The sequence below is a fragment of the Enterococcus sp. 22-H-5-01 genome, from assembly GCF_050310005.1.
GTDB lineage: Bacteria > Bacillota > Bacilli > Lactobacillales > Enterococcaceae > Enterococcus_A > Enterococcus_A hailinensis.
This window is the reverse complement of sequence record NZ_CP189993.1, coordinates 1,840,478-1,857,766: the sequence shown is the minus strand read 5'-3', so window position 1 is coordinate 1,857,766 and position 17,289 is coordinate 1,840,478. Positions and strand designations below refer to the sequence as shown.

Genomic DNA, 17,289 nt, shown 5'->3' with positions numbered 1-17,289 from the left:
AAAGGTTACGCTTATGGAACAGTGATTGTCTCCGCACTTTGAACTTCTTTTGTAACAACTTCATCGCCATTACGCTGAATTTCAATCGTCGCACTTTGACTGTCTTTTGTGGTTATAGAAACTGTTTGTTTTGTTGAAGAGGTATTCTTGTCTAGTTTAAAATTCAATACTTGAGTCAAACTTTGTTTTTTTGCATCCTTCACCGCTACAGTGATCGTGTCTTGTGTATCTTCAGATCCAGTAAAACTAGCTGAAATCGTAACATTGAAAGTTGTTTCTTTTGATTCTGGGCCTTTAGACACATATACGGTTACCGTGTCGCCAACCTTTACTGAGGACGTACTTGCACCATGGTCTGTTCGAATGACTTTTCCTTCTGCTATATCATCTGAAAATTCTTCCTGCTCAGTATATTTCAACCCCAAATTGGTTAAAGTCGTTTCAGCATCTGATTTGTCTTGACCAGAAAGATCATCTAGTTTTACATAACTGCTGCCGGTACTGACTTTTAAAGTGATCGTATCTTTTGAAGTCAATGCTGTACCACTGACTGGATTTTGACTGATGACTTCTCCAGCTGGTACGGTCTCATCAGAAGCATCTACACGATTGATTTGACCATCTACGATTCCGATTTGTAAAAGACTCTCTCTAGCGTCTTCATAGGTCATTCCAGAGTAATCATCAATTTCGACAGTCTCAGGACCTGAGGAAACTTCAAATGTGATTGTATCTTTTTTAGGATCAACTTTAGAATCTTTTCCAGGATCTTGACTAATAATTTGATCCTCAGGGACAGTTTCGCTATTTACTTTTTTAATTTGGATATTTTTTAGTAAAAAGCCAATCTTTTGTAAATCTTCTTGAGCATCATCGATTGCTTCACCTTGATAATCCTTTAAAGAAACTTTTTCAGTCCCTGAACTGATATACAGACGAACGCTACGATTTTTTTTGATCATCGTTCCGGCTGCTGGATTTGTTTTCACTACATGTCCCTTTTCAATCGTATCACTAGGAACTTCGTCCGCTGTACTTTCTACAGTCAAACCAGCTGCTTTTAACGCACTACGTGCAGAAGTTTCCGTCATATTATCTACTTGGGGTACCGACACTTCAGCCGAACCTGTCATGAAATAAGCTACCGCTCCGACAATCGCTGCTAACAATATTAGAAAAATAAACAACCAACGTTTTCTTCGTTTTTTCTTTTTCGGTTTTGGGTTGATTGGTTCTTCTGTCTTTATCGGTGCTTCTTTAGGTACTTCAATCGCTACTTCATCAACTGGTTGAATAGGCGTTAATACTTTTGTTTCGTCTAACATCGCAGAAGGATGCCACGGCAATTCATTTACGCGAAGTGCTGTTAAAGCAGTACTAAGATCTGCAGCCATCTCATCAGCTGTTTTATAACGATCAGCGGGATCTTTGGCTGTTGCATGCATCACTACATTTTCCAACGCTTGAGGTACAGCTGGATCAAATCCTTTAACGGATGGAATCTCATCTTGAAAATGTTTCAATGCGATCGTTACGGCTGATTCTCCATCAAAGGGGACATTGCCTGTGATCATCTCATATAAAATGATTCCTAGAGCATAAATATCTGATTGTTTGGTTGCCATACTTCCTCGTGCTTGTTCAGGAGATAAATAATGGACCGAGCCTAACATAGAATTCGTTTGAGTCAGTGATGTCTCTGATAAAGCAATCGCAATTCCGAAATCTGCGATTTTAACTACTCCCGCTTCATCCATCAAAATATTTTGCGGCTTCAAGTCACGATGGATGATTCCATGTGCATGAGCCAAATTAACAGCAGATAAAATTTGTTCCATGATATCTACAATTTTTTCATACGGAATGTGTGCTTGGCTTTGGATATAGCGTTTCAAATCCATCCCCTTCACATATTCCATTACTAGATATTGCATGCCACTTTCTTCATCCACGTCATAAACACCGACGATATTCGGATGGACTAATTCAGTTGCGGCTAATGCCTCACGCTGAAATCGACGAATGGCTGTTTTATCATTCTGAAAATTAAATCGTAATATTTTGATGGCAACATCACGATCCAAAATCAGATCGTGAGCCAAGAAGACGTTTGCCATACCACCGCTACCGATACTGGCAATCACTTTATAACGTCCATTGACCAATTTGCCTATTTCGATCATGGACGAGCCTCCCCTTCAAAATGGATCAATAATACCGTAATATTGTCTGCTCCGCCAGCCTCGTTGGCAGCATTGATCAATTGCTTCGTTTTATCTTCTAAACTTTGATCGCTAGCTACTATCGTTAGAATAGCTTTTTCGCTGACCATATTGGTCAATCCATCGGAACATAATAATAAATAATCATTTGATTGGCATTCGTGTTCAGAAATATCAGTCTTGATGGTTCCGGCGATTCCTACAGAGCGGGTCAAAACATTTTTTTGTGGATGGACCGCAGCCATTTCTGCTGTGATCTCGCCTGATTTCAGCAATTCATTGACCAATGAATGATCGTCTGTTAATTGACGAAGTTGATCTTCATGAATCAAATAAGCACGACTATCTCCAACATGTGCTAATACGAACTTTTCGTTTAATAAAGCGGTACTAACGATCGTCGTTCCCATTCCTTGCATCTCAGGATGTGTCGTTCCCTCTTGATAAATGGCCTCGTTTACTTTTTGAATCTCTTGTTCAAACCATTCAGAAGCCTTATCTGGCTGCGAGATAGTTGAGGTTGACCAAGCGGCGCCTAAACCATCTACCGCCATTTTACTAGCAACATCACCAGCTAAATGACCACCCATCCCATCAGCAAGGATTGCTAGGTCCATTCCTGATTGATTTGTAAAAACATTCGTATAATCTTGGTTCATATTACGCCGTTTGCCGATGTCTGATTGAAATTGAATCTCCATCTTTTCGTCCACCTCATTTATCTAATTTTTTTGCATTGCACAAATAAAGAATCCATCGGTCATAAACATCTCTGGATATAGGATCAGCATTTGATTTTGAATCGCTTGCTGTACTTTTGAATCTAATGACAAATCAATTTTTTCAAAATCAGCGTGTTCGTTTAAGAACTTTTCGATTACTTGTTGGTTCTCTTCTGGTGCAACAGTACAAGTACTGTATACCATAATCCCACCTTGTTTCAAAGTAGGTGCGCAACTATTTAAAATATCCAGTTGAATTTTTGATAATTGCATAAAGTCTTCTGCTCGTTTTTGATATTTGATATCTGGTTTGCGACGCATCAACCCTAAACCTGAACAAGGAGCATCGACTAAAATACGGTCAAAGCTTTCTGATTCGAATGTTTCTGCTGCCTTTCGTGCATCCAGTTCTTTGGTTACGATTCGATCAGTTACGCGCAAACGTTCCGCATTTTCTTGAACGAGTTTCAACTTATGTTCATGAATATCGAGTGCAGTGACTGAGCCGCTGTCTTGTAATAAAGCTGCGATATGCGTTGTTTTCCCGCCTGGAGCCGCACAAGCATCTAATACCTTTTGACCAGGTTCGATCTGTAACGCTTGAGCCACTAGCATCGAACTTTCATCTTGAATCGTTAGCCAACCATTTTGAAATAATTCGCTACCTGCTAAAAAGCCACGATCTGCAACGATACCGTATGGTGAAAGCTCACTTTCGCGCGCTTCGATCCCATCTTCAGCTAAAGCTTCAATGGCTTCATCACGGGTTAAAAAGCGAACATCTACTCGTGCACTCACTCGGCTTGGTTCAAGCAATGACAAGCCTAATTTACGTGTTTCAGCTTCACCGATTTCGGCTACAAATTTTTCGGTTAGAAAAACAGGCATGCTGATTTCTGTTGCTAAACGTTCGATTGGATCTTTAATCAGTGCTACTGATGGCACACCTTTTCTTTGAATCGAGCGCAGTACTCCATTAACAAATTTCCCTGTACCCGGATTGCCTTTTGCTTTTGCGATTTCAACAGCTTCATTGATAATTGCATGATCAGGTACACGATCTAAATACAGCATTTGATAAACAGAAAGTTGCAATAGACTTTTGACCCACGGATCAACTTTTTTTGCATTTTTAATGAATGGTTCGATTTCATAGGCTAATAATAACTGACGGCTGATCGTACCGTAGACTAGCTCTGTCAGTAACGCCGTGTCTTTGCCGTCGACTTTATTTTTCTGGATCAATTCATTTAACAATAAATTAGAATAAGCGCCGCCACGATTGATCCGTTCAATCGCTTCTAATGCTGTAAAACGAACAGAATGTAATAATTTCTTAGGTATTTTTGCCATTTATTCCACCCGCTGTCCTTCTGTAATTGCTTGTCCACTACCATTTAAAAAAGCTTGAACTGTTTGTTTTGCTTTGCCGGCAGGTTGTAATTCATCGATGGCTAAAACAGTCCCTTGACCACATGCGATGTGTAAGGCCTTTTTAGTCCGCGCGATAATCGTCCCAGGCAATTCAGTCGTTTGTTCATCTAATGGCGTCACATGATAAATTTTCCAGCGTGCGCCTTCAAATGTTGTAAAAGCGACCGGCCAAGGATGCATGCCGCGTACTTGATTGTCCACGGCTTCCGCTGTTTTATTCCAGTCAATCGCTTCTTGCTCACGACTGATATTTGGTGAAAAAGTAACTTCTGCTTCGTTCTGTGGAACGGGTTTTAATTCACCTGAAATGATTTTAGGTAATGTCTCCAGTAATAAATCGCGTCCTACAACACTTAATTTTTCGAACATCGTACCGACATCATCTTGCTTAGTAATCGCAATTTTTTTCTGACTGAAGATACCGCCCGCATCCATTTTTTTGATCATTTCCATAATCGTCACACCAGTCTCTGAATCACCTTCCATAATGGAATAATGAACAGGGGCACCGCCACGATATTTAGGTAGTAACGATGCATGGACATTGATGGCGCCTAATTTAGGAACTTGTAATAACTTTTCTGGTAAAAATTGTCCAAAAGCTGCTGTGATTAATAGATCTGGTGCTAGTTCTTTGATTTTTTCCATTTCCGGCGAACCACTGATTTTTTCTGGTTGTAAAACCAATAAATCATGTTTGACTGCTGCTTCTTTGACAGGCGTCGGTGTGATGATTTTTTTTCGGCCGACTGGACGATCTGGTTGAGTCACCACGGCTGCGATATCATAGCCTGCTTCGATCAAACTTTCTAGAATCGGGACTGAAAAGGCTGGTGTTCCCATAAATACAATTTTAGTCATCAACATGTTCCTCCATATAACGTTCTAAATCTTCAGGGGCAATTTTTTCGATGATTTGATCAATAAATAATTTGCCGTCCAAATGATCGATTTCGTGTTGAAATGCTCGAGCTAAATAGCCATACGCTGTAACTTCCATTTCTGACCCTTCACGATCATAATAACGAACCGTCACTTCATCTGCTCGTTTTACAGTTCCATAAGTTTCAGGGATTGAAAGGCAGCCTTCAACATCGATACTAGTTCCTTTTCGATCAATGATTTCTGGATTGATCAAATCAAAACGATCATTTTCCTCCACTTCAATTACAGCGATTCTAAGATTTTTGCCGATCTGAGGGGCAGCAATCCCGATGCCATCATGAGCGATCATTGTTTCATACATATCATCTAGTAACGTAACGATCTCATCAGTCACATATTCGATCGGTTCAGTCACTTTATGCAAACGTTCGTCTGGATGGAGAATAATAGGGTAACGCATGACGTTCCTTCTTTCTTTGATTTATTTCTATATTTTTAGATAAAATACATTGGTTCATTATCGATCGCGATCAATAGGCCTTGACGCTGATCTTTCTGACTGACTTGTAAAATATCTTCTAATGTCTTTTGTAAGCGTGGCTCATGTTTATATTTAATGATCAACTGATAATAATAACGATTTTTGACCCGTAAGATCGCGCCTGGCGTTGGTCCTAACAGAATACTCTGCGGGCTCAATTGATGCCGGATTTGCTCCGCCAATTGGAAGGCTTTTTGAGCTGCGCGCATTTCTTCTTGATGAGAGATAGTCACTTTGACCGTGTAATAATACGGCGGATAATCTGTTTGGTGACGAATCCGCATTTCTTTTTGGAAGAAATTTTCATAGTCATGATGCTGTGCTAACTTGATCGTATAGTGTTCCGGATTGAATGTTTGGATCACTACTTCACCGGCTTTATCTCCACGTCCTGCTCGACCGCTCACTTGAGTCAGCAATTGAAATGTACGCTCACTCGAACGAAAATCAGGCAGATTCAAGGCCGTATCGGCATTCAGAACACCGACCAGTGTCACATTTTCAAAATCTAAACCTTTTGCGATCATTTGAGTGCCTAATAAAATATCTGCTTCATGATCCCCAAAAGCCATTAATATTTTTTCGTGAGCACCCTTACGTCGGGTAGTATCGACATCCATCCGCAAGACCCGGGCCTCGGGAATCAATTGCGCTAATTCTTCTTGAACTTTTTCTGTCCCTGTCCCAAAATAGCGGATCTTATCTTTTCCGCAATTCGGACAACGATGTGGAATAGCTTCTTCATGACCGCAATAATGGCAACGCATCGTCTTCGTATCCATATGTAACGTCAGTGAGATATCACAGTTTGGACACGGCAAAACGAAACCACAGTCACGGCACATTACAAATGATGAATACCCGCGACGATTCAATAATAAGACGCTTTGCTCACCTTTAGCTAATCGATCACGAATTTTTTCTTCGAGACTTTCTGAAAAAGATGAATTTAGACGACGGTGCATTTCTTCTCGCATATCGACGATCTCAACAGTCGGCAATGTCGCATTACGATTAGCACGCTGCGTCAATTTCATTAGTTGATAAACACCTTTTTGGCCCCGTGCACGTGACTCTAATGAAGGAGTCGCGCTGCCTAGTACGATTGGACAATTATGGTACTTGCCACGCCAAATAGCTAGATTTCTTGCATGGTAACGTGGTGATTCATCTTGTTTATAACTTGTTTCATGTTCTTCATCGATAATGATCACACCTAGGTTTTCTAAAGGAGCAAAAATAGCCGAACGGGCACCGACCACTACATGTGCTTCGCCTCGTTCCAATTTACGCCATTCATCATATTTTTCTCCTTGAGATAAACCACTATGTAAAACGGCGACCTCACTGCCAAAGCGCGCCTTAAAACGGGTCGCCATCTGAGGGGTCAAAGAAATTTCCGGTACCAACATCATCGCTGTCTGTTTTTTTGCTAAAACGTCTTGGATCACTTGCAGATAAACTTCTGTTTTACCGCTGCCAGTTACGCCTTCCAATAAAAATACTTTATGCTCATTGTCTGCGCTAGCTTTACTAATTGCTTCATAAGCTGCTTGCTGTTCATCATTCAACTGCAATGCTGCTGTTTGTTCAATCTTTCTTTCAGCATAAGGGTCCCGATATTTTTCAATCGCTAAAAAGGTCAACCAGCCTTTTTTTTCTGCTTGATTTAAATTAGCTAAGGTAAACTCTTCGGCTTTCAGCTGTTTGACAGCAACTAATTCTTCATCTGCTAATGTTGCTAAATAGTCAAGCAACTGTTCTTGTTTAGGCGAATTCTTTCGCAATGATGCCTTTAATTCCGTTAGACATTCTGGTGGAAATGTTCGTTTAATATAGCGTTCAGTTTTGATTTTATTTTTTGTATGTACTTCATAACGAAGTTCAATGATCCCTTGCTCTCGCAAACGTGCTAACTCTTTTAACCAGCCTTGAGCTTCTGCTTCTTCCCAAGTGATCGATTCAGCTGTACCAAAATATTTTGCTTGGATCACTGGATTATCTATTAAAAGATACAATCGTTTTTGATAATCTGCCTTCATTACACTCGGCAACATCGTTTGCAAACAAGTCACTTTAAAAGCAAACGTCGTGTCTTTCATATAATCAGCCAAAGCTAATAATTCTTGATTCAATACAGGTGCCAAATCCAGTACACGAATGATGGGCTTTAAATTCGTTGGTAATGGTTCTGGAGCATCTTCAAACCCGATCACAAATCCTTGGACATGTCGAGAACCAAAACCGACTTCCACTCGCATGCCGATTTCGACGGTCAATTGAGGCGGGATCAAATAACTGAATGGCTGATCCGTTTGCATCGCAGGGACATCTACGATCACTTGTGCTAATTTCATTCTTTCCGCCTCCATTCCTCATTTATTGTACTAAATTTTGTTCATCTAGAGCTAATGAATCACCTATGTAAATAAAACTTTTATCTTTAGTCCTATGTTTTCGTTTACTTTTTTCTCACAAAAAAGAAGGGACTGTGCCAAAAGTATTGGTACAATCCCACTTACACTTAATCAGCGCGTTTCACGCTTAGTTTTTTTCACTGCGGATACGCGCTTCTAGATCACGTTGATCACGTTCACGTTGCATGCTGCGTTCTTCTTCTTCCATTTTTAAACGTTCACGTTTAATTTCAGGATGTGGATCACTGATCACGGTTCCTGAATCAATTTCTTCTAACGCTTGACCAACACTTTTTACTGATTCAAATGAATCTAAAGTTGGTTGCGCACCTGCATCTAATTCATGGGCACGTTTGCTCGCTAAGATAACTAATGAATATTTTGAATTTACGTGGTCTAACAATGTATCAATTGAAGGTTTTAACATCATAAGCTTATATCTCCTTTAACATTTTAATATATTTGCCAATCACTCGGTCAACGCGGTAATGTTCGCTGACGATAATATCCTTGATTCGATCAACGGCTTTTGGTACTTGATCATTAACAACGGCATAATCATAAAGAGCCATCATTTCAATTTCTTGGCGTGCAACACGCATACGTTCATCAATCACTTCGGGGCTGTCAGTGCCTCGACCTACGATTCGTGCTTTTAATTCCGCAAGATCTGGCGGTGTTAAGAAAATAAAGACGCCATCTGGCACCTTATCCTTTACTTGTTGTGCGCCTTGGACTTCGATTTCTAAAAAGACATCTTTGCCCTCATCTAATGTTTTATTTACATAAGTTAATGGTGTGCCATAATAATTTCCGACATACTCGGCATACTCCAACATTTCACCTGCTTCGATCATCGCCTCAAATTCTTCTTTGCTGCGGAAATAATAATCGACGCCGTCCACTTCACCCGCTCGCATTTTGCGTGTGGTCATTGAGACAGAGTATTGAAACTCATTATCGTCTCTTTCAAAAATGGCTTTTCTGACCGTTCCTTTTCCAACTCCGGAAGGTCCCGACAATACAATCAACAGTCCTCGTTCAGACATACTAACGCCCTTTCATGCTCTTTTTAGCTAACGCCTATTGTGCACTTTTTTTCCGAATATTTCAAGTGGCTTCGCTAAGCTGCTCATTAATTCTTATAAAATTTCGCTATTTTATTCGACATTTTGGATTTGTTCGCGAATTTTTTCCAAAATCGTTTTTAATTGAACCACGATATCTTTGATACGGATCGGACTGGATTTTGAGCCGATCGTATTAACTTCACGATTCATTTCTTGCAATAGAAAATCCAATTCTCTGCCTACCGGACCAGTTGCTTGTAAAAGACTAGACATTTTTTCCAGATGAATCATCAAACGATCCAATTCTTCATGGATATCCCCACGCTCCAGTAAGATCGCCAGTTCAGTCAGTAAACGATCTTGATCAACGGTTGTCCCTAAGTATTCTTCTAGTTTTGCTTGATACCTTTGTTGAAAATCAGCTTCATATTCTGCTACAAAACTCTGCAGTTCCATGACTAGCGACTGGACTTTTTGACCATATTCTAACAATACTTTTTGAATGCCCTCCCCCTCAAGGGCGCGACTGTTAGCTAATTGAGTGAACGCTTCGATTGCAGTCGTTTGGAACAATTCTTTTAATGTTTCTGTTTCTAATTGTTGATCGACCAAAGTCACGAAATCACTTTGTTCCATCGCTTTGACTAATACTTGTTCCACAGGGAAATCCACAATGCCAAAACGTTCTTTCCCTCCAGTTTGCAATTCAGAAACTAATTGTTCGATCAATTCCCAATGAATTTGAACTTTTTTATTGCCACTTTTTAAAGGAGTCAGATTGACGAAAACATCGACTCGACCACGTTGGGCCTTTTCTTTCGCGATTTTCCGCAAATCTGCTTCATAAGGATTTAATTCTTTCGGCATCCGAATCTGTAAATCGAGAAACCGATTGTTGACACTTTTTAATTCGATCGTTAATTCATAGGCTTCATTTATTTGATTGGCTTGACCATATCCTGTCATACTTTTCATTCAGATTATTTCCTTTCTCGATAATAAGAATCAAGGCTTTACATTTTTGCTAAAGCTTCTTTTAATGCGGCAAACTCTTCATTGCTCAAGGTAACACCTTTACCCATTTTTTCATGTCCCGGTGCCCAATCACGCAAATCGAATTTTGGCGGACGTTCATTCCAGCTGACCAAATTCAATTCTTTACGCCAGCCTTTCGGATTTTCTGATAATACTGCGATCTCTTCTACGATTTCATAATTAAAATCTGCCATTAGATTTCCTCCTGTAAATAATTGATAAATAGTGCCAACAACGTTTGGATCGGCCACCGACGATACGTTCTCGGAAAGTCTCTCGGTTGCTGCGCTAGTTGTACGACATGTCGATACACTGAGAATACATTATTATTTTCAATAAAACCTTCTATTTGTTCCTGTACAGAATAATCGGTTGTAACGATCGGTTCCGGCAATTTAAATTGCTGGATGACGTTTTGAATAAATTCAGCTAAAGTATAGCTCTTCAACGGTGAGACTCGGGTCCAATAGGCAAAAAATTCTAAGAAAAATTGACTCATCAATTCGATAGGAAAAGACTGATGGAAAAATTTTTGTAATTTAAGACTTAATTCTTCTAGTTCAAGGGGTATTTTTTTTTGACTATATCGAATAAAGGCTTTAGTCAATGACTCAAAATCTGCTTGAGCATCAAAGGAATAACGTGTGCCTTGCAGATCACCTAAAGCTTTTTTTGTTTCTAAATAGCCTAGTAATCGGTTTTTTGCCGAGCGGGACTGCTGAAATAAAAATAAATCACCTAGACTCCAAGAGCTGGCCAATTTTAATTCTGCTACATTTTCTGGCAAGTGATATTTTTTATCATAACCAGGGCCATGAACATCTACAATGATCAATTCAGTTAAATTTTGATGGTTCAATGCCACATCGACTGGCAGATTATTACGATAACCACCATCAACATAGTATTCCGTTCCGATTTTAGCCATAGCCATCACTGGGAAAAAAGCGGCTGATGCCATCAACCAATCGATGATTTCTCCGGAAGAACAGTGATTCAAACAAACGACTACCTCTTGGAAAGTAGGTATTTTGGTTGTCACACTATAAAAAGGGATGCCGCTTTTTATTTTTTGTGGCGCTAAATGTTCACTCAATAAGTGTTTAAGCGGTTTTGATGACACACCGCGTTGTTTCAACGACGTTCGCAAAAATGTCCGTAATTGTTGTACCTGAGCTGAAAAATCAATTTCCTCTACCTCATTAAAAGTCACTTCTAATATTTTATCGGTTTCAATTTCTTCCCATAATGATACTGCTTGCTGATAGTCACCTTGAGCAATCAGAGCGCCGTTCAAGCCTCCGACAGAGGTCCCAGTGATCAACTCAAATTGAATCTTTTTTTCCAGTAATGCTTGCCAAACACCGATTTGGTAGGCACCTCTAGCACCTCCGCCCCCTAAAACTAACCCCGTGTGATAAACCATTTTTTTTTGCCACTGGCCTTCAATCCATCGATAACCTTTAGAAACTAGCCAATGAGCCAAAACAGGATTAGCTTCAAAACTTAAAGCAAGCCACTGCTTGAATTGTTGACGTGCGGCTTTTTCTAGTAAATCGATCACTCGCTCCCAACTGCTATCAGAAGAACTCAACAAATTGATGATCTGCCATCCGTCCGCTTTTTCATTTTTAACGAACCACAGCTGATTCGTTCCATCGATAACTCGATACCCTCGACCATTTTTAGCCGCCGCCACATAATGTGTTCGTGCTTGTTGGTGAGAAGAAAAGAACGGGAAAAGTAAGTGCGCCTGTTGAAACTCTTTCCATGTAGTAGATAGTTCTGACACATATGTTTTTTTCAGCATCGCTACTTGCTCCTTGTATAATTGTCTGCTTTTAGTATAGCAGAAATTTAAGACAGTAAAAAACTCCAAGGCAAGCCTTGGAGTAGGAATTAATACGTTCGTTGTTCCATTTGGAAAGCATTTTTCATCGTATCTGTCGCATTGTTGACTGGTGTGACGGCGATCAACTCTCCTTGAACGATGATCCGGGTGATTCCTTCGATCTCCCCACAAGTAATCAAAGTAACTTGCTTCTTGTCTGGATCAACATCGAGATATTTGACCTCGGTAGGCTGAACCCGAACTTTAAGAGTCGTTTTATACGTATAGATATTATTCAGATCGGTTAAATAAATCAAATCATTTTCTTTGATACCATCTAACGGTGTAAATAAAAGACCCGGACGATCCGCTCGATGACTCGCTAAAGCATAATTTCCTTCACCCATTTTTTGATCAGCCGCTAATGTCCCTGCACCATAAAGTAAGGATTCATTCGACAACCCTTTAAAAATCGGCAAATTGATTTCAACCGCCGGAATAGCGATCCCACCAATCACTGGTAATTGTTTATTACTTAATTGCGCTTGTAAGACTGCCTCGGTACTAGCCGGCTGCACAGCATCAAAATCAAACGAAGCCTCTTTTTTCATATTTTTGTCGATCTCCGTGCGATCCAATTTTGCTACCGCATAACGTTCACCATTATGTTGCATCAAAAAGTATTTGATCTGGTTATTGAAAATCAGCGCTAGACCTACTAACAATAATAAAAATAGAAAAATATTGATCAACCAATTGCGTTTCTTCTTCATTATGAGCCCCCCACAGTTTCGCCACTATCATATCATATTCTATATTTAGTAGTGAATCTACTTTCAGTTACTAAAGAAAAATTAAAAAAAAGAAATAATAAGATTAACGAACTGTTATTTATTAAAATGATTATAAATGCTAAAAATGTACCTGAATGTTGCGGTTTTTAAGGGAATTGTAATCTAATTTTAAAATAAAAGATACGAGCTTTTTTTTTATTATTGAGTTAAAATAATTGTGACAAGAATGAGAAAGGGTGAGGATGAGTGCCAGATACAATATTTGCTTATATTGATTCTACAAGTAATGCTGTACTATCAAAAGGCCTATCACCCAACGATTTTGTGAACGGGATCGTCCATCAGCCGAATCATTTGTTATTATTAGATCCTGTGGCTGAAGCAGGCGAATACGATCCGCATACAGGACTGAAAATCATCGATAGTCCAGAACAGATTCACAATTTTTTTAACACAAAAACTTTTAATTATTCTAAGAGCAACAAGTGGATTGATTTTAATGATCCCGCAATGCTGAAGGAACTGACTCCATTAGAAATATCTGAACTTCTTTATTTTGGGCATATGCGAACGCATCTCCATTCACCTTTCTTTTATAAACTACAAAATAATTTTGTTTATTTTAATTTAGGTAATGAGACAATGCGGGTCTACTATCGCTATTTAGATGAATTTTATCGGATACTCGCGCGAAAATTGACACGAATCGTTTTAGAAAAGATCAATGACCGCCGTTCATTTTTCCGAAAGGGCTCTTCAGTAGCCCCCTTAGACGGTGAAATTTTAAAAGAATTATATCCAATTTTACAAGAAGGTGCTCTGTTTTGTTTGACTCAAACGGAACTGAAAAATAGAATGTATCACATCCCGATTTATCTTTCAGATGAAAAAGGATGGCGCCGTAATACTCAAAATTATAAAAAAGAACAGCAAGTGGGAGAAATCACTTACGATACAGCAAAACAACGTTGGTCATTAGATGTGGATCACGATGATCCTGCCTTTTCTTTTCGCTAAAAAAGCAGTTGCTAAAAGAGCAACTGCTTTTTTCTAATGACTATGTTTTTCGATTAAGTTACTTCCTTTGGGCAAATACAATTGCGGCACTTTTTCAACGATCACTACAGCAACGATAGCTGTCACTACAGCAGTTGCTAAACCACTAAGTCCATTCATCACTAATGAAAAGATCCATGGATTCATTCCCCACAAAGCATAACTACCCCAAAAAACTACTCCAGCGATAAAATGCCAGAAAAAACGAGCGCCAGTTCCAGCAAATGTTCCATAGATAATATTCTTTCGAGCTGTTTTGATATCTTGATCGACCAATGCTTGTTGAACTTTTTTGGCATGTAGACCTGCAAAGCCCGCAAATGTAAAGGCAATCGGATATTCAATCAACACTTGGACCACACTTAAAAAATATACATCGCCGGCAGGAAAGTGTAAAATCCCCCAAATAAATGCAGATAGCAACCCGGGTTTTACTCCCCGTCTTAATGCAAACAACACCATGGGGATCATTCCTAAAGAAATAGTGAAGCTGCTGCCGATCGATGTTGGGATCAGTGACAGCATAAATGCTAATGCTGCAACGATCGTTCCTTCGATCATGATTCTTGTTTTACTCATAAAAAAACTCCTCCTTTTTGAACATACAGTCCACAAAGGAGAAGTAACAGTATTACTTCATCACAATTCCTACGCTCGAATAACCGAAACAGGTACTAGGGTTTAGAGTAAACTCAATCTCAGCCCGTGGGCTCCCCTTTGTGAAAGTATTATTCTTTTTTTAGTACATTCCGAGTATACCAAAAGTTTTCATACTCGTAAATGTATTAAATTTATCGTGAAATGCTTTCTTGATCACCACTTGGTGATAAGGTCGTCACCTTTTTGATCCGATCGATCGTCAGCATGACTAATTGGTTATCTTGTGTTCGTATAACGATCGAATCATTATTGACGACTTTTGGCAACCAACCAGAAATAGTCCGAAATTTATCTTCATTTTTTTCATCTTGAACTTGAATAACGACTAAACTATTTTGTAGAGCAGCCATCTTTAGTTTAAGAAAAATATTCTCATTTGCTTGCTCTTGAGCACGTTTGTCACCAGAATCATTCAAAAAATCCGAGATGAAGCGATACGATGAATTTGAAAATAACTTGATTAAATTCTTTCTGGGTTTCTCGTTTTTAGTCATCCAGTTTCCTCCTATCAAGAGCGTAGTTTGATTTTACTTAAATTTCTAAAAAAAGACAAGAATTCTAATCATTTTCAAAAAAATTTAACCAATTTGGTAATCCTTTTTCGATTAAGTCATATGTCTCTTTAAAATCTCCCGTGTACCACGGATCGGGAATACTTTTTCCTTCATATCCAGGAACCCGATCAAGATACAAATAGATTTTTTTCTTCGTTTCTTCTGGAGCTCTTTGGATTAAATCAGAAACATTTTCTTGATCCATCCCGATAATAAAATCAGCTGCATAAAAGTCTTCTGTCGTTACTTGGCGAGCTTGCATGCCTTCCGATGAAATATGGTGTTGTTTCAATATTTTTTTCGTTCCGCGATGTGGCGGATTCCCGATTTCCCATTGGCTCGTAGCAGCTGAATCCACTTTAAAATCAGTTAATTGTTTCTCAGCTAACGCATCACGAAAGATCGCTTCTGCCATTGGTGAACGGCAAATATTTCCCATACAAACAAATAGAATCTTTTTCATGTTCTGCCTCCTGTGCTATAGTCAATTTAACGAAATGAAATGAGGGATATCAATGAGTAAAATTTATCTTTCCGCTCAGCTTCCTGAGTTGGGTACTGCCTTATTAGAGGATAAAAAATTAGATTTTTCCGTCTTTAACGGACAAGGCTTGATTTCAAAAGCCGAGTTGATCAAAGAGATCGTCGATTGCGAAATCTTGATTTGTCCGTTATCGACTCAAGTCGATCAAGAAGTCATCGATGCAGCACCAAATTTAAAATTGATTGCCAACTTTGGTGCTGGCTTCAACAATATCGACGCGGCTTATGCAAAAGAAAAACAAATCTACGTCACTAACACACCGATTGTCTCCACTCATGCGACTGCCGAATTAACCGCAGGACTGATCATTGCTTTATCTCGTCGCATCGTTGAAGGAGATCGGCTGATGCACGGTGATGGCTTTGATGGCTGGGCACCCTTATTCTTTTTAGGTCATGAATTGAAAGACAAGACTTTGGGAATTATTGGAATGGGCCAGATTGGTCAGACTGTTGCTAAGATGATGCAAGCATTTGGTATGAAGATTATTTATACACAGCGGCATCAATTAGATCAAACAACCGAAGAGCAATTAAATGCCACTTATTGTTCTCAAACAGAGGTGATCCAACAAGCCGATGTTCTGACTTTGCATGCACCGCTGACTGAAAAAACGCGACACTTATTAACTACTAAAACATTTGAGACGATGAAAGATACCGCTTTATTGATCAATGCGGCTCGCGGGCCACTTATCGATGAGATCGATTTGCTTCAAGCATTGAAAGACAAAAAAATCGCTGGCGCTGCTTTGGATGTGTATGAGTTTGAACCAGCTGTCAGCACTGGGCTCCAAGACTTAGACAATGTGATTTTAACACCGCATATCGGTAATGCTAGCGTAGAAGCGCGAAATCAAATGGCGGCGATCGTTGCTAAAAATGCGATTGCTTTCAGTGAACAAAAACCAATCAGTTATATCGTTAATGGGCTAACACAAGAGTTTTAACTCTCGTGTTAGTCTTTTTCATATAAGCGATAAGCAAAAAATTCGATATCTTTAGCAAAACGAAACAATTGAGCTGCAATCGTGATCGGCGGTTGCTCGGCATCTGCCAACAACCAATCGATCAAAATACCACCGCAACCATAAGCTAAGAAGCGCGCATAGAATTCTTTATCGATTGAAGACAATGCTCCTTCTTGATCGACATCATCAAACAAGCGAACAAATAATTGCTTTGCTAATTCGATAAATTCTTTAGTCAATACTTCAGGTTCTGCGGTTACAGTATTCAGATAAAACTGATGGTATTCTTGCATTTCTTTTAACATCAATAAGACAGACTCTTCCCAATTCACTAATTTCAATTCGTCTGAAGTTAAATAATCCAGCCCTTTTTGATAATACGCATAGTGGAGCAGATCATTTTTGTCTTTGAAGTGGTAATAAAATGTTTGGCGGTTCAAGCGGACCTTCTGACTGATATCTTGAACAGTGATCTTATCATAATTTTTTTCTTGGCATAGCTCGACTAATGCTTGAACCAAAGTATTTTTGGTCGTCTTTCCTTCCGCCATTGT

At 39.3% G+C, this 17,289-nt stretch carries 18 protein-coding genes and 1 riboswitch; of the genes, 2 read left to right on the top strand and 16 right to left on the bottom strand.

Annotation, left to right across the window (positions count from 1 at the left end; translation table 11 throughout):
• Positions 1–11 precede the first annotated feature (11 nt).
• The 12 genes from pknB to ACQKTA_RS09385 form a co-directional block, all read right to left on the bottom strand.
• Entirely contained in the window at positions 12–2,183 is a 2,172-nt protein-coding gene (pknB, locus tag ACQKTA_RS09440) for a Stk1 family PASTA domain-containing Ser/Thr kinase (protein ID WP_427813556.1), read from the bottom strand.
• On the bottom strand, positions 2,180–2,923 hold the full coding sequence (locus ACQKTA_RS09435) for a Stp1/IreP family PP2C-type Ser/Thr phosphatase (RefSeq protein WP_427813555.1): 744 nt from the start codon (positions 2,921–2,923) through the stop codon (positions 2,180–2,182). Before ACQKTA_RS09435 ends, pknB begins: the two co-directional genes overlap by 4 nt.
• Before the next feature lie 21 nt (positions 2,924–2,944).
• Positions 2,945–4,297, bottom strand: a complete 1,353-nt coding sequence (gene rsmB / locus ACQKTA_RS09430) for a 16S rRNA (cytosine(967)-C(5))-methyltransferase RsmB (RefSeq protein WP_427813554.1) — start codon at positions 4,295–4,297, stop codon at positions 2,945–2,947.
• Positions 4,298–5,239, bottom strand: a complete 942-nt coding sequence (fmt, locus tag ACQKTA_RS09425) for a methionyl-tRNA formyltransferase (protein WP_332580180.1) — start codon at positions 5,237–5,239, stop codon at positions 4,298–4,300.
• On the bottom strand, positions 5,232–5,723 hold the full coding sequence (gene def / locus ACQKTA_RS09420) for a peptide deformylase (RefSeq protein ID WP_332580181.1): 492 nt from the start codon (positions 5,721–5,723) through the stop codon (positions 5,232–5,234). Before def ends, fmt begins: the two co-directional genes overlap by 8 nt.
• A gap of 35 nt (positions 5,724–5,758) precedes the next feature.
• Positions 5,759–8,161 carry a primosomal protein N' gene (priA, locus tag ACQKTA_RS09415; protein ID WP_427813553.1) on the bottom strand — a complete coding sequence of 801 codons (2,403 nt, stop codon included), beginning with the start codon at positions 8,159–8,161 and terminating at the stop codon, positions 5,759–5,761.
• A 187-nt stretch (positions 8,162–8,348) separates the two neighbouring features.
• Complete coding sequence (gene rpoZ, locus ACQKTA_RS09410; RefSeq protein ID WP_071858051.1) at positions 8,349–8,651, bottom strand: DNA-directed RNA polymerase subunit omega; 303 nt, start codon at positions 8,649–8,651, stop codon at positions 8,349–8,351.
• A 4-nt stretch (positions 8,652–8,655) separates the two neighbouring features.
• Positions 8,656–9,270, bottom strand: a complete 615-nt coding sequence (gmk, locus tag ACQKTA_RS09405) for a guanylate kinase (RefSeq protein WP_332580183.1) — start codon at positions 9,268–9,270, stop codon at positions 8,656–8,658.
• Between the two features lie 111 nt (positions 9,271–9,381).
• On the bottom strand, positions 9,382–10,266 hold the full coding sequence (locus ACQKTA_RS09400) for a YicC/YloC family endoribonuclease (protein ID WP_427813552.1): 885 nt from the start codon (positions 10,264–10,266) through the stop codon (positions 9,382–9,384).
• A gap of 38 nt (positions 10,267–10,304) precedes the next feature.
• Entirely contained in the window at positions 10,305–10,520 is a 216-nt protein-coding gene (locus tag ACQKTA_RS09395) for a YdbC family protein (protein ID WP_332580185.1), read from the bottom strand.
• Positions 10,520–12,136 carry a patatin-like phospholipase family protein gene (locus ACQKTA_RS09390; protein WP_427813551.1) on the bottom strand — a complete coding sequence of 539 codons (1,617 nt, stop codon included), beginning with the start codon at positions 12,134–12,136 and terminating at the stop codon, positions 10,520–10,522. The genes ACQKTA_RS09395 and ACQKTA_RS09390 overlap by 1 nt, the downstream gene beginning before the upstream one ends.
• An 89-nt stretch (positions 12,137–12,225) precedes the next feature.
• On the bottom strand, positions 12,226–12,930 hold the full coding sequence (locus ACQKTA_RS09385) for a class A sortase (protein WP_332580187.1): 705 nt from the start codon (positions 12,928–12,930) through the stop codon (positions 12,226–12,228).
• Positions 12,931–13,197: 267 nt separating this feature from the next.
• Between ACQKTA_RS09385 and ACQKTA_RS09380 the strand changes: the two genes are divergently transcribed.
• The gene (locus tag ACQKTA_RS09380) at positions 13,198–13,968 is read left to right on the top strand and encodes a hypothetical protein (RefSeq protein WP_332580188.1); all 771 of its coding nucleotides are present in this window, start codon (positions 13,198–13,200) and stop codon (positions 13,966–13,968) included.
• A gap of 33 nt (positions 13,969–14,001) precedes the next feature.
• Here ACQKTA_RS09380 and thiT read toward each other — a convergent pair whose 3' ends face one another.
• The 3 genes from thiT to ACQKTA_RS09365 all read right to left on the bottom strand — a co-directional run bounded on the left by thiT (position 14,002) and on the right by ACQKTA_RS09365 (position 15,684).
• The gene (gene thiT / locus ACQKTA_RS09375; RefSeq protein ID WP_427813550.1) at positions 14,002–14,586 is read right to left on the bottom strand and encodes an energy-coupled thiamine transporter ThiT; all 585 of its coding nucleotides are present in this window, start codon (positions 14,584–14,586) and stop codon (positions 14,002–14,004) included.
• Positions 14,587–14,635: 49 nt separating this feature from the next.
• A riboswitch (TPP riboswitch) is annotated at positions 14,636–14,734 on the bottom strand.
• Positions 14,735–14,798: 64 nt separating this feature from the next.
• Positions 14,799–15,161, bottom strand: a complete 363-nt coding sequence (locus ACQKTA_RS09370; protein WP_332580190.1) for a hypothetical protein — start codon at positions 15,159–15,161, stop codon at positions 14,799–14,801.
• A 64-nt stretch (positions 15,162–15,225) separates the two neighbouring features.
• Positions 15,226–15,684 carry a low molecular weight protein-tyrosine-phosphatase gene (locus ACQKTA_RS09365; RefSeq protein WP_407855872.1) on the bottom strand — a complete coding sequence of 153 codons (459 nt, stop codon included), beginning with the start codon at positions 15,682–15,684 and terminating at the stop codon, positions 15,226–15,228.
• 52 nt (positions 15,685–15,736) lie between these two features.
• Between ACQKTA_RS09365 and ACQKTA_RS09360 the strand changes: the two genes are divergently transcribed.
• Positions 15,737–16,714 carry a 2-hydroxyacid dehydrogenase family protein gene (locus tag ACQKTA_RS09360; RefSeq protein WP_427813549.1) on the top strand — a complete coding sequence of 326 codons (978 nt, stop codon included), beginning with the start codon at positions 15,737–15,739 and terminating at the stop codon, positions 16,712–16,714.
• Positions 16,715–16,722: 8 nt separating this feature from the next.
• Here ACQKTA_RS09360 and ACQKTA_RS09355 read toward each other — a convergent pair whose 3' ends face one another.
• Complete coding sequence (locus ACQKTA_RS09355; RefSeq protein WP_427813548.1) at positions 16,723–17,286, bottom strand: TetR/AcrR family transcriptional regulator; 564 nt, start codon at positions 17,284–17,286, stop codon at positions 16,723–16,725.
• Between the last annotated feature and the right edge of the window lie 3 nt (positions 17,287–17,289).